The sequence below is a fragment of the Pseudomonas segetis genome (assembly GCF_900188155.1).
Lineage (GTDB): Bacteria > Pseudomonadota > Gammaproteobacteria > Pseudomonadales > Pseudomonadaceae > Aquipseudomonas > Aquipseudomonas segetis.
Map to the genome: position 1 here is coordinate 829,807 of NZ_FZOG01000001.1, position 12,917 is coordinate 842,723.

Here is a 12,917-nt window from a genome sequence, read left to right on the forward strand (position 1 = left end):
AAAACCGGCGCAAGGCCGGTTTTTTTGTTTGAACCACAGGCTAGACCTGTTCGGTCGGCATGCCGGTCCGGGCATCGCTAGGGTTTGAATGCGGGCTTGGTGCATCGCTGCCGATGATGGGCACTTCTTCACCCTGGGCATTGAACAGCTTGCCGCTCTTGAAGTAGTCGCCGTCTTCGAGCGCTTCGATGTCTCGGTAGCGCAGGCTGCGTTCGGTACCGGCCACAAACACTGACTGCTGGTCGGAGTTGCCGGTGGTGAAGTGATTGAACGCCAGGTTGAGCACGATCGCCATGATTGCAGCCGAGCTGATGCCCGAGTGGAAGATGGTCGCAAACCAGCTTGGGAAATCATGATAGAAGCTGGGCGCCGCGATTGGGATCATGCCAAAACCGATGGAGGTCGCGACGATGATCAGGTTCATGTTGTTGCGGTAGTCGACCTTGGACAGCGTACGGATACCGCTCGCGGCCACGGTGCCGAACAAGACGATGCCAGCGCCGCCGAGAACCGAGGTCGGTACTGCTGCAATGATCCGGCCCATGACCGGAAGCAGGCCGAGCAACACCAGGAACAGGCCGCCAGTGGCAACCACGTAGCGGCTTTTGATGCCTGTCACTGCGACCAGGCCGACATTCTGGGCAAAGGCGCTTTGGGTGAACGAACCAAATATGGGGGCCAGCATGCTTGACAGCATGTCAGCGCGCAGGCCGTTGCCGAGGCGTTTGGAGTCAACCTTGGTTTCGATGATTTCGCCAACGGCAAGAATGTCCGCGCTGGTTTCGACCAGGGTCACCATGATCACGATGCACATCGAGATGATGGCGGCGATGTGGAAGGTCGGCATGCCGAAATGGAACGGGCTGGGCATGGCGACAAAGGCTCCGTCGCCAATGCGCGAGAAGTCCGCCATGCCGAGGGTCATGGCAATGACGGTGCCGATCACCATCGACAACAGGATCGACAGACGCGAGATGCTTGCGCTGCCAAGCTTGCTCAGTATCAGCACGCAGACCAGGGTAATCGCGGCCAGGCCGATATTGGCCATGCTGCCGAAGTCGGGTGCGTTACTGTTGCCGCCCATGGCCCAGCGAGCCGCTACGGGCATCAAGGTCAAGCCGATGGTGGTGATGACAATGCCGGTCACCAATGGCGGAAAGAACTTGGTGATTTTCGAAAATATGGGGGTAATCAACAACCCTATAAGTGAGGCCACCACCACGGCGCCTAGCACTGCGGGGATGCCACCCGCGCCGTCGCTGGTGACAATTGCGACCATTGTCGCCACACCCGCGAATGAAACGCCTTGGACCAGGGGGAGTTGGCAGCCAAAAAATGGCAGGCCCAGGGTTTGCAGGAGCGTGGCCAACCCCCCGGCAAATAGTGATGCGGTGATGAGCAAGCCGATATCGCTGGGTGATAGTCCTGCGGCCTGGCCGACAATCAGCGGTACGGCAACAATGCCGCCGTACATGGTCAGTACATGCTGCAAGCCGTAAGCCATGTTGGCTCCGACACCGAGGTTCTCATCTTCAGGACGTTGCGATGAAGCACTTTCAACTGATGGCGATTGCATAGTGAGGTGTTCCCGTTTTTTTCTTGTGCTCGTAATGTAGGGAACAAAGGGGGGCTTTGGCTAGTGCTTGTATACAATTTATTAGAAAAACGATCATAACCTGTCCGAACGGTCAGTCACAAAATGTCTGGCTGGTTATGCTTTTGCTGCTCTAGAACGGGGCTTTTATCTTTTATTACTGACGTATGTGGTTTTATTTATTGTGTACGATCCGTTGCTTTAAAATCGACAAAAGGTCGAGGCCGCCCCATCTGGATGATGCGACGGCCTGAGCCTGGGCCAGGTTCCTGTCAGGTATGGGCGTGCTCGCTTTTCAGTTCCTGCTGGGCCTGGCGGGCGACTTGGTAGGCTGAGGTGATCGCCAGCAACGCCATGACAGTGGCAACCAGCAAGTCTGGCCAGGCGGTGCCTGTGCCAAAGACGCCGACTGCCGCGAGCAATACGGCAATGTTGCCCAGCGCATCGTTACGTGTGCACAGCCATACGCTGCGCATATTGCTGTCACCTTCACGGTAGGCGTAGAGCAGGGCGGCTACGCCCAGGTTGGCGAGCAGTGCCAGGGTGCCTATAAGGCCCATGGTTTGCGGTTCGGGGACCTGTCCGCTTATGGCATGCCAGACCGCCACGGTTAAGACGCCAACGCCAAATATCAGCATGGATACCGCCTTGATCAACGAGGCCCTGGCGCGTAGGGCGATGCTCATGCCAAGCACCCAGAGGCTGATCCCGTAATTGGCGGCGTCACCTAGAAAGTCCAGGGAGTCGGCAAGCAGCGATACCGAGCCAGCCTTGACGCCGCTGGCAATCTCGATAAAGAACATGCCCAGGTTGACCGCCAGCGCGATCCACAGAATTGTGCGATAGCGTTCTGGTTGTTGCTGGGTGGATGGATCCGGGGTGTGATTGCAGCAATTGGCGCCCATGAGACTTCTCCTTGAATGCGATAAGCGCTACGCTAAACCCTGTAGTCACTACGGAGTCAAGCATGAGCAAGCCATTTACCATCAGCGCACTTAGTAGGCAGAGCGGCGTCAACCTTGAGACGATTCGGTTTTATGAGCGCAGTGGCCTGCTGCCAGAACCCCAGCGCACTGCTTCTGGCTATCGCCACTACCAGGATGCGGACGTGCGCCGCGTACTGTTTATTCGCCGGGGGCGTGAGCTGGGCTTTAGCCTGGATGAAATACGCAACCTGCTGGACCTGGCTAACCGGCCACAGAGCCCCTGTGCAGAAGCGGACCAACTGGTTCAAAGCCATCTCGTGACCATTGAGGCGCGTATTCGTGACCTGCAAAAAATGCAGGCCGAGTTATCTCGCATGGCCAAGTGCACGAGCTCCGAGGCCGAGCACTGCAGGTTGCTGGAGGCGCTCGACAATCGCCAGTGTTGCGCGCCACTTCACGAGCAGGGTGCTTCCTAGGTTGTTGCAAGGCCAAGCCTGCTCGCCAATCTGTAGCGTTTGGGGCGGTTGCTTAACAGCGTTCAGCCAGATAGCTGCTGTAGTCGGGAATACGATAGGAATGTTGTTGTTCTAACAAATGACTGCTGAGCATGTAGTCGGCGCTGCTTTCGTTGCAGGCCACGGGAATATTCCATACCGCTGCCACCCGCAGCAGAGCCTTGATGTCGGGGTCGTGGGGTTGTGGTTCGAACGGGTCCCAAAAGAACACCAGCATATCGACGCGTCGTTCAGCGATTCGCGCGCCTATTTGCTGGTCACCGCCCAGTGGGCCGCTGATCATGCTATCGACGGGCAGTTTCAAGCGTTCGCTCAACAGTGCGCCGGTAGTACCGGTGGCCAGTAGTTCGTGATTGGCCAGTTTTTCACGGTGACGCTGGCACCAGTCCAGGAGAAATGCCTTGCAGTGATCATGGGCGACAAGGGCGATGCGCTTGCGGGTAGCGAGGGTGGCGGTGACAAAGCTGATGCGGTTCATGGTTGGCTCCACTCAGTGCGGTGCATTGCACAGGGCCATGCAGGTATCGAGCATGCGATTCGAGAAGCCCCATTCGTTGTCGTACCAGGCCATGACCTTGAGCATTTTTCCGCTGACCTTGGTGTGATTGGCATCGAAAATCGACGAAAGCGGATTATGATTGAAGTCGCATGACACCAATGGCAGGCTGTTGTAGCCGAGCACAGTTGAGTTTTCGCTGGCGTTTTTCATCAAGGCATTAACCGTTTCTGCACTGGTTTCGCGGCTAAGGGTGAGTGTCAGGTCGACCAGCGATACATTGATCACGGGAACCCGCACGGCCATGCCTGTCAGCTTGCCTGCCAGCTCAGGCAGTACCAGGCCCACCGCTTCGGCTGCGCCGGTCTTGCTTGGGATCATCGATTGGGTGGCCGAGCGGGCGCGGTACGGGTCGCTGTGATAGACATCCGACAGGTTCTGGTCATTGGTGTAGGCATGGATGGTGGTCATCAGCCCCTGTTCGATACCCAGTTCGCGGTGCAGTACGTGAGCAACAGGTGCCAGGCAGTTAGTGGTGCAGGAGGCATTGGAGATAATCTGGTGGGACTGGCGCAAAATACCCTGGTTGACCCCGTAGACTATGGTTGCATCAGCGCCTTTTGCGGGTGCGGAGATAATCACTTTGCGCGCGCCGGCACTGAGGTGTGCGGCGGCTTTATCCCGTGTCGTAAATAGGCCCGTGCATTCAAACACCACATCAATTGCCAGTTTTTTCCATGGCAGTTCGCCGGGGTTGCGAATTGCGCTGACAGCGATACGGTCACCGTTTACAGTCAGGCTTTCCTGATCGAACTCAACATCACCGGCAAAGATGCCATGCACGCTGTCGTATTTGAGCAAATGAGCATTGATAGCGCTATCACCAAGGTCGTTGATAGCTACGATTTGGATATTCTGGCGATAGGCCTGGGTGTACAGCGCGCGGAGCACGTTGCGGCCAATGCGGCCAAAGCCATTGATAGCGATACGCAGAGTCATAATGCTGTCCGTTAATAATTTTGTTGTTGGAATTACAAGATTATTCCCGTGAATGTAGAAATCAAGCCTTTTAAGTGGCAATATTTTGTTAAAGGTACAAATAAATTTGCCCGCTAGCCTGGAGTCAATCACATGCATCCCCGTGTCCAAGAGGTAACTGATCGCCTTATTGCCCGCAGCCGAGCTACTCGCGAACGTTATTTGGCGATGATCCGAGCTGCTGCAAGCGATGGTCCGCAGCGTGGCAAATTGCAATGCGCCAACTTTGCTCACGGCGTTGCCGGTTGCGGCAGCGATGACAAACAAGCCCTGCGTTTGATGAATGCTGCCAACGTGGCAATCATTTCCGCCTACAACGACATGCTCTCGGCGCACCAGCCTTATGAGCGCTATCCGGAACAAATCAAGCAGGCCCTGCGCGATGTCGGCTCGGTTGGCCAGTTCGCCGGTGGCGTGCCAGCCATGTGCGATGGCGTTACCCAGGGCGAGCCTGGCATGGAGCTGGGCATCGCCAGTCGCGAAGTCATCGCCATGTCGACGGCCGTGGCGCTGTCGCACAATATGTTCGATGCCGCGCTGTGCCTGGGGATTTGCGACAAGATTGTGCCAGGCCTGGTGATGGGCGCATTGCGCTTTGGCCACCTGCCGACCCTGTTTGTCCCGGCAGGCCCCATGCCTTCTGGCTTGTCGAACAAGGAAAAGGCAGACGTGCGCCAGCGCTATGCAGAAGGCAAGGCCACTCGCGATGAGTTGCTTGAGGCCGAGATGAGCGCCTATCACAGCCCCGGTACCTGCACCTTTTACGGCACCGCCAACACCAACCAGTTATTGATGGAAGTGATGGGTTTGCACTTGCCGGGCGCTTCCTTCGTGAATCCCAATACCCCCCTGCGTGATGCGCTGACCGTCGAGGCGGCTCGGCAAATCACCCGGTTGACCAAGCAAAGCGGGCAGTTCATGCCGCTGGCCGAAATTGTTGATGAGCGTTGCCTGGTCAATTCTATTGTGGCCTTGAGTGCCACCGGCGGCTCGACCAATCACACCCTGCATATGCCCGCGATTGCCCGTGCGGCCGGGATCATGCTGACCTGGCAGGACATGGCGGACCTGTCAGCCGTGGTGCCGACCCTGGCCCATGTGTATCCGAATGGTAAGTCCGATATCAATCACTTCCAGGCGGCTGGCGGCATGTCGTTCCTGATCCGTGAGTTGCTTGAGGCCGGATTGCTGCATGAAGACGTCAACACTGTTGCCGGTCATGGCCTGAGCCGTTACACCCAGGAGCCTTTCCTTGAGGATGGCAAGCTGGTGTGGCGCGATGGCCCGAGCAAGAGCCATGACGAAACGGTATTGCGTCCAGTGGCCAATCCGTTCTCGGCCGAAGGTGGCTTGCGGTTGATGGAGGGCAATCTGGGACGTGGCGTGATGAAGGTGTCGGCAGTTGCCCTTGAGCATCAGGTGGTGGAAGCGCCAGCGCGGGTATTCGAGGACCAGCAGGAGCTGGCGGATGCCTTCAAGGCTGGCGAGCTCGAACATGACATGGTGGCGGTGATGCGGTTTCAGGGGCCGCGCTCCAATGGCATGCCTGAATTGCACAAGATGACGCCGTTCCTTGGCGTGTTGCAGGATCGCGGCTTTAAAGTTGCGCTGGTGACTGACGGTCGCATGTCGGGGGCCTCGGGCAAAATCCCGGCGGCGATTCATGTCTGCCCCGAGGCCTATGATGGCGGCCCGCTGGCGCGTGTGCGCGATGGCGATATTATCCGGGTCAACGGTCATACCGGCGAACTGCAAGTGTTGGTCGAGGATAAAGCGCTGGCTGCCCGTGAATTGGCGAGCCCTTCGATTGCAAGTGGCGAAGGATGTGGCCGTGAGCTGTTCACCTTTATGCGTCACTCATTCAGTACGGCGGAGCAGGGCGCCAGTGCCTTCACTGAAAGCCTGGAGTCGCTTAAGTGAAGTTGGCGCTGGTCGGTGATATTGGCGGCACCAATGCGCGCTTTGCCTTGTGGCGCGATGAGCAATTGGAGTCGGTATCCGTGCTGGCCACGGCCGACTTCGACACACCTGAGGCGGCGATCGAGCAGTATCTTGACGAACAAGGCGTGGCTCCAGGCTCGCTTGGTGCGGTCTGCCTGGCCTGCGCCGGGCCGGTCAGCGATGCGCAGTTTCGCTTTACCAATAATCATTGGCGGATCAACCGCGATGGGTTTTGCCAGCGCTTGCAGATCGACCAGTTGTTGTTGATCAATGATTTCTCCGCCATGGCGCTGGGCATGACCCGTTTGGCTGAAGGCGAAGGCCTGCAGGTATGTCCCGGGGAGTCGGATGCCAGCCGCCCATTTGTGGTGATAGGTGCAGGCACCGGCCTGGGGGTTGGCACATTGCTGGCGCAAGCCGATGGAAGCTGGACAGCACTTGCCGGCGAAGGCGGGCATGTAGACCTGCCCATTGGCAGTGCGCGTGAGGCGCAGCTGTGGCAAGTGTTGTACAGGCAACTGGGTCACGTGCGGGCGGAGGATGTGCTTAGCGGCAATGGTTTGCTGGTGCTTTATCGCGCCATGTGCGAGCTCGATGGCGTCGCGCCGGAATTACTCGGTCCGGCAGAGATTACCACTGCGGCATTGGCTGGCGACGCCACGGCAAGCGCGGTGCTCGAGCAGTTCTGTTGCTGGCTGGGTCGCGCTGCAGGCAACAATGTGCTGAGTCTGGGGGCACGTGGTGGTGTCTATATTGCCGGTGGGATTGTGCCCAGGTTTGCCGAGTTCTTTTGCCACAGTGGTTTTGCGCGCTGTTTCAGCGACAAGGGCTGCATGAGCGATTACTTTACCGGGATTCCGGTTTGGCTGGTCACAGCGCAGTACCCGGGGTTGATGGGCGCAGGTGTTGCGCTGCAGCAACAGAACCAGGGCTGATTGGCCGCTGCAGGCGGTGATTGATAAGAATAAAAGGGCCATGTCTTGAGTCAGAGTGGAAAGTCGATCTTGTTGGTTGACGACGATCAGGAAATTCGCGAACTGCTGCAAACCTATTTGAGTCGCGCCGGATTCCAGGTGTGTGCGGTCGCCGACGGTGCGGGCTTTCGCCAGCGGCTTGCAGCCGATTCGGCCGACCTGGTGATTCTGGATGTAATGTTGCCCGATGAGGATGGCTTCAGCCTGTGTCGTTGGGTCCGAGAGCATCAGCGTTTTGCCCATGTCCCGGTGATCATGCTGACCGCCAGTTCGGACGAGGCTGACCGGGTGATTGGCCTTGAACTGGGCGCTGATGATTACCTGGGCAAGCCCTTTAGTCCGCGCGAGCTGCTGGCACGGATCAAGGCCTTGTTGCGCCGGGTCAACTTCAGTCAGGAGCGCGGTGCCGAGGTGCTGGCGTTCGATGACTGGCGACTGGATATGGTCAGTCATCGCTTGTTTCATGCCGATGGTGAAGAGGTGATTCTTTCCGGGGCAGATTTTATCCTGCTCAAACTGTTCCTCGATAACCCGCAACAGATCCTTGATCGCGACACCATTGGCAATGCCACCCGGGGCCGTGAAGTCATGCCGCTGGAGCGCATTGTGGACATGGCTGTCAGTCGCTTGCGCCAGCGCCTGCGCGATGTAGAAAAGCCCCCGCGACTGATTCGCACGGTGCGCGGTAGCGGTTACCTGCTGGCTGCCAATGTCGAGCCGCACCAGGGCCATGGTCATTAAGCGCCTGTTCGCCAGGCTGGTGCCGCGCTCGCTGCTGGCCAGGATGCTGGTGCTGACCCTGCTGGTGGTCTTGATCGCCCAGGCGCTGTCGAGCTTTATCTGGGTTTCACAGTTGCGTGCCAGCCAGGTTGAAGGCCTGGTTGCCAGCTCGCGCAGCCTGGCGCAGTCAATGGCCGCCAGCGTCAGTTATTTTCGCTCCTTGCCGCTGGGCTATCGGCCGATGGTGCTTGATCAGTTGCGCAACATGGGCGGGACCCGCTTTTTCGTCTCGCTCAACGACAAGCCGCTGAGCATGGATGTGTTGCCCGTCACGCCGCGCAAGCGTGCGGTGCTCGATGCCGTGGATGCAACCTTGCGTGAGCGCCTGGGGCACGACCTCGATGTGTCGGTACAGTTTGTCAGTCCCAATGACCTGCGTATTTTCAATAATGCGGTAAAGCTTGATGAGCTGCCGCGCTCCTGGGCCCACTATGCCTTGAGCCTGGAACCCATGAATCCGCCGGTGCTGGTCACCCAGATCCGGATCGGCCCGCAGGAGTGGCTGTACCTGGCATCACTGATGCCCGAGCCCTATGTCAGCCTTGAGCAGCCTGGGCTGCCTGCACAGCAGCTCTGGTTCATCATTCTGACCAGTGTGTTCTTGCTGCTGCTCATCGGCCTGATGGTGCATTGGCAAAGCCGTCCGCTGAAACACCTGGCTGTGGCTGCGCGTGAAATGTCCCTGGGTACCGAGGTCGAGCCCCTTAAGGAGGCGGGCGGTAGCGAGGTGGTCGAGGTCAGTCGTGCGTTCAATACCATGCGCGAGCGTATTGGTCGTTACCTGCGAGAGCGTAGCCAGCTGTTCAGTGCGATTTCCCATGACCTGCGCACGCCCATTACCCGTTTGCGCTTGCGTGTGGAGTTGCTCGATGACGAGAAGGTGCAGGCAAAATTCCGCCGCGATCTTGATGAGCTTGAACTGTTGGTCAAGGGTGCCTTGCAGTGCGTCAAGGACACTGATATTCACGAGAACATCGAGCCGATAGATCTCGATTACCTGATCAATTGCGTGGTTGAGCCATACCTGGCGCCAGCTGGCAATGGCCTGGTGACGCTGACCGGGCAAACAGTGTCTAGCTATCCGGGAAAGCCCCTGGCCTTGAAGCGCTGCATTGGCAATTTGGTCGATAACGCCTTGAAGTATGGCCAGCGGGCGCACTTGCATATCGAAGATGACCAGACCGCCTTTGCCCTGCATGTGGATGACGAGGGCCCCGGCGTGCCAGAGCAGCAACTGGAGTATGTGTTCGAGCCGCATTTTCGCCTGTCCGCGCAGCAGCAGGGTTATGGTCTTGGCTTGGGTATCGCGCGCAACATCGCCCACAGCCATGGTGGCGAGGTGACCCTGAAAAACCTGCGCGATGGCGGCTTGCGTGTGTCGCTGTATCTGCCGCGCTTTGCCGATTAGGTTTTGTAACCATCCTGTGACGTTTCTATATCCCTTCGTTACCCGTTTTCGCTGATGCCTTGGTTAGTATCCATGGCAGCACAAGCGTCAGACTTGTCCGCGAATAACAACAAGAAAGGTACTGTTGATGAAAGTTATCTCTCGCCTGGCAACTGCTGTTTACCTTGCCTCACTGATTCCGTTTGCTGCCCACGCCGGTGAAGTAGAAGTGCTGCACTGGTGGACCTCGGGTGGTGAAAAGCGTGCCGCCGATACCCTCAAGCAAATGGTTGAAGCCAAAGGCCACACCTGGAAAGACTTCGCGGTCGCCGGTGGCGGTGGTGAGGCGGCCATGACCGTACTCAAGACCCGCGCCGTTTCTGGCAATCCACCTGCTGCTGCGCAGATCAAGGGGCCGGACATTCAAGAGTGGGGCGAGCTGGGCTTGCTGACTGATTTGAATGAGGTCGCCAAGCGTCAGAAATGGGACGAGCTATTGCCTTCGCAAGTGGCTGACATCATGAAATACGATGGTGATTACGTTGCCGTGCCGGTCAATGTGCATCGGGTTAACTGGCTCTGGATCAATCCCGAGGTATTTGCCAAGGCCGGTGCGAAGCCGCCAACCACTCTTGATGAACTCTTCACTGCTGCGGACAAGCTCAAGGCTGCAGGTTTTATCGCCATCGCCCACGGCGGTCAGCCATGGCAAGACGGCACCGTCTTCGAGGATTTGGCGTTCGCCATTCTCGGCCCCGCTGATTTTCGCAAGGCCTTTGTCGATCAAGATGAAGCGGTCCTGACCGGTGACAAGATGGTTGAAGTCTTCGCCACCTTGAAAAAACTGCACGGCTACATTGATGCCAACGCCGCAGGGCGCGATTGGAACGCTGCGGCGGGTCTGGTCATCAACGGCAAGGCCGGTATGCAGATCATGGGCGACTGGGCCAAGAGCGAATGGACCGCTGCTGGCAAGATTGCCGGTGAGGATTACAGCTGCATCCCATTTCCCGGCACCCAGGGCAGCTTTGCCTACAACATCGATTCGCTGGCCATGTTCAAGCTGGCCGATGCGGACAACCGCAAGGCCCAGGAAGACCTGGCCGAGATCGTCATGGGCAAGGAATTCCAGGCCATCTTCAACAAGAACAAAGGCTCGATCCCGGTGCGTCAGGACATGGACATGAGCAGCTTCGACAGCTGCGCTCAGGCGTCAATGAAGGACTTCAAGGAAGCGGCCGGCAATGGTGGTCTTCAGCCAAGCCTGGCCCATGGCATGGCGGCTTCAAGCTATGTGCAGGGCGCGGTTTTTGATGTGGTGACCAACTTCTTCAACGACGCCAACGCGGACCCGAAGAAGGCTGCGCAACAACTGGCTGCAGCCATCCAGGCGGTTCAGTAAATAACCCGGCTGCCGGTACGCCGGCAGCTTCAGGGATCTCATGTAAAGCGCTTTCCAGTGCCTTCACGGGCATTGCGGCAGCGCTTTGCCCGGATTTTGTCTTAGCTTGAGAGGCCTGTATGAGCTCAGTAGCAATTACGAGCAAAGTTTCACCACTGGATGCGCTACAGCGCTGGCTGCCCAAGCTGGTGTTGGCACCGACCATGTTGATTGTGCTGGTTGGCTTCTACGGTTACATCCTCTGGACCTTTTTGTTGTCCTTCACCAGTTCGCGCTTTATGCCCAGCTACAAATGGGTGGGTTTGCAGCAATACCAGCGGTTGATGGATAACGATCGCTGGTGGGTGGCGAGCAAGAACCTGATGCTGTTTGGAGGCTTGTTCATCAGCATCAGCCTGATCCTTGGTGTTTTGCTTGCGGTCTTGCTTGACCAGCGTATCCGCCGTGAAGGCTTTATCCGCACTATTTTCCTGTATCCGATGGCGATCTCGATGATTGTCACAGGCACGGCCTGGAAGTGGTTGCTCAACCCGGGGTTGGGGCTGGACAAGCTGCTGCGCGACTGGGGTTGGGAAGGGGTTCGCTTCGACTGGCTGGTGGATACCGATCGGGTGGTCTATTGCCTGGTGATTGCCGCTGTCTGGCAGGCCTCGGGGTTTGTGATGGCGTTGTTTCTGGCCGGGCTGCGCGGGGTTGATCAATCGATCATTCGCGCCGCGCAAGTCGATGGCGCCAGCTTGCCGAATATCTACCTGCGCATAGTGCTGCCGAGCCTTGGCCCGGTGTTTTTCAGTGCGGTCATGATCCTCTCGCACATCGCGATCAAGAGCTTCGATCTGGTCGCATCAATGACGGCTGGTGGCCCCGGTTATTCGTCCGACCTGCCGGCAATGTTCATGTATGCCCATACCTTCACTCGCGGCCAGATGGGTCTTGGCGCGGCCAGTGCGATTCTGATGCTGGGTGCGGTGCTGGCGATCCTGGTGCCTTATCTGTATTCCGAGTTGCGGGGCAAGCGCCATGATTAAGCAAAACAAGCTCAGTTTCAGTCGCTTGGCGATCTACGCAACATTGCTCGCGGCCTGCGCGGTTTATCTGGTGCCGCTGATCGTCATGCTGCTCACCAGTTTCAAGACGCCTGAAGATATACGCAGTGGCAACCTGCTGTCCTGGCCGGATGTGATTACCGCAATTGGCTGGGTCAAGGCCTGGGACAGTCTTGGCGGTTTTTTCTGGAACTCGGTAAAGATCACGGTTCCAGCGGTGCTGATCTCCACCTTGCTTGGCGCGCTCAATGGTTATGTGCTGGCGATGTGGCGTTTCAAAGGCTCGCAACTGTTCTTTGGCCTGTTGTTGTTTGGTTGCTTCCTGCCGTTCCAGGTGGTGTTGCTGCCAGCCTCATTCACCCTTGGCAAGCTGGGTCTGGCCAACACCACAAGCGGCTTGGTGTTGGTGCACCTGGTCTATGGGATTGCCTTTACCACTTTGTTCTTCCGCAACTACTACGTCAGCGTGCCGGATGCCCTGGTGCGCGCTGCGCGTCTGGATGGCGCCGGATTCTTCACCATTTTCGGACGCATCCTGCTGCCGATGTCGGTGCCGATCATCATGGTTTGCCTGATCTGGCAGTTCACCCAGATCTGGAACGATTTCCTGTTTGGCGTGGTGTTCGCCAGTGGTGATACCCAACCGATTACGGTGGCGCTCAATAACCTGGTCAATACCAGCACGGGTACCAAGGAATACAACGTCGACATGGCGGCCGCGATGATCGCCGGACTACCCACGCTGGTGGTCTATGTGCTGGCTGGCAAGTACTTCTTGCGCGGGCTAACAGCCGGCGCGGTGAAAGGCTAACAGGTCG

At 57.8% G+C, this 12,917-nt stretch carries 12 protein-coding genes; 8 read left to right on the forward strand and 4 right to left on the reverse strand.

Annotation, left to right across the window (positions count from 1 at the left end; all coding sequences use genetic code 11):
• Positions 1 to 40: 40 nt before the first annotated feature.
• Positions 41 to 1,576 carry a nucleobase:cation symporter-2 family protein gene (locus tag CHB79_RS03890; RefSeq protein WP_010483376.1) on the reverse strand — a complete coding sequence of 512 codons (1,536 nt, stop codon included), beginning with the start codon at positions 1,574 to 1,576 and terminating at the stop codon, positions 41 to 43.
• Positions 1,577 to 1,866: 290 nt separating this feature from the next.
• Positions 1,867 to 2,499: a cation efflux transmembrane domain-containing protein gene (locus CHB79_RS03895; RefSeq protein ID WP_089358939.1), complete on the reverse strand. Its 633-nt coding sequence runs from the start codon at positions 2,497 to 2,499 to the stop codon at positions 1,867 to 1,869.
• 62 nt (positions 2,500 to 2,561) lie between these two features.
• Between CHB79_RS03895 and CHB79_RS03900 the strand changes: the two genes are divergently transcribed.
• Positions 2,562 to 2,996, forward strand: a complete 435-nt coding sequence (locus CHB79_RS03900) for a MerR family transcriptional regulator (protein ID WP_089358940.1) — start codon at positions 2,562 to 2,564, stop codon at positions 2,994 to 2,996.
• A 52-nt stretch (positions 2,997 to 3,048) separates the two neighbouring features.
• On the opposite strand, the gene CHB79_RS03905 is transcribed toward CHB79_RS03900, so the two are convergent.
• Positions 3,049 to 3,513, reverse strand: a complete 465-nt coding sequence (locus CHB79_RS03905; RefSeq protein ID WP_089358941.1) for a methylglyoxal synthase — start codon at positions 3,511 to 3,513, stop codon at positions 3,049 to 3,051.
• A 12-nt stretch (positions 3,514 to 3,525) separates the two neighbouring features.
• Positions 3,526 to 4,530 carry a type I glyceraldehyde-3-phosphate dehydrogenase gene (gene gap / locus CHB79_RS03910; RefSeq protein WP_089358942.1) on the reverse strand — a complete coding sequence of 335 codons (1,005 nt, stop codon included), beginning with the start codon at positions 4,528 to 4,530 and terminating at the stop codon, positions 3,526 to 3,528.
• Between the two features lie 132 nt (positions 4,531 to 4,662).
• Here gap and edd point away from each other — a divergent pair, with 132 nt between their 5' ends.
• From edd to CHB79_RS03945, 7 genes are all read left to right on the forward strand, one after another.
• On the forward strand, positions 4,663 to 6,489 hold the full coding sequence (edd, locus tag CHB79_RS03915; RefSeq protein WP_089358943.1) for a phosphogluconate dehydratase: 1,827 nt from the start codon (positions 4,663 to 4,665) through the stop codon (positions 6,487 to 6,489).
• Positions 6,486 to 7,445 carry a glucokinase gene (locus tag CHB79_RS03920; protein ID WP_089358944.1) on the forward strand — a complete coding sequence of 320 codons (960 nt, stop codon included), beginning with the start codon at positions 6,486 to 6,488 and terminating at the stop codon, positions 7,443 to 7,445. Before edd ends, CHB79_RS03920 begins: the two co-directional genes overlap by 4 nt.
• A 45-nt stretch (positions 7,446 to 7,490) precedes the next feature.
• A complete protein-coding gene (locus tag CHB79_RS03925; RefSeq protein ID WP_010483386.1) occupies positions 7,491 to 8,225 on the forward strand; it encodes a response regulator in 735 nt (244 codons plus the stop codon).
• Positions 8,194 to 9,672, forward strand: a complete 1,479-nt coding sequence (locus tag CHB79_RS03930; protein ID WP_425439563.1) for an ATP-binding protein — start codon at positions 8,194 to 8,196, stop codon at positions 9,670 to 9,672. Before CHB79_RS03925 ends, CHB79_RS03930 begins: the two co-directional genes overlap by 32 nt.
• A 127-nt stretch (positions 9,673 to 9,799) precedes the next feature.
• Positions 9,800 to 11,053 carry an ABC transporter substrate-binding protein gene (locus CHB79_RS03935; RefSeq protein ID WP_089358946.1) on the forward strand — a complete coding sequence of 418 codons (1,254 nt, stop codon included), beginning with the start codon at positions 9,800 to 9,802 and terminating at the stop codon, positions 11,051 to 11,053.
• Positions 11,054 to 11,172: 119 nt separating this feature from the next.
• Entirely contained in the window at positions 11,173 to 12,081 is a 909-nt protein-coding gene (locus CHB79_RS03940) for a carbohydrate ABC transporter permease (RefSeq protein WP_010483393.1), read from the forward strand.
• Positions 12,074 to 12,910, forward strand: a complete 837-nt coding sequence (locus CHB79_RS03945; protein ID WP_089358947.1) for a carbohydrate ABC transporter permease — start codon at positions 12,074 to 12,076, stop codon at positions 12,908 to 12,910. The genes CHB79_RS03940 and CHB79_RS03945 overlap by 8 nt, the downstream gene beginning before the upstream one ends.
• Positions 12,911 to 12,917: the final 7 nt, after the last annotated feature.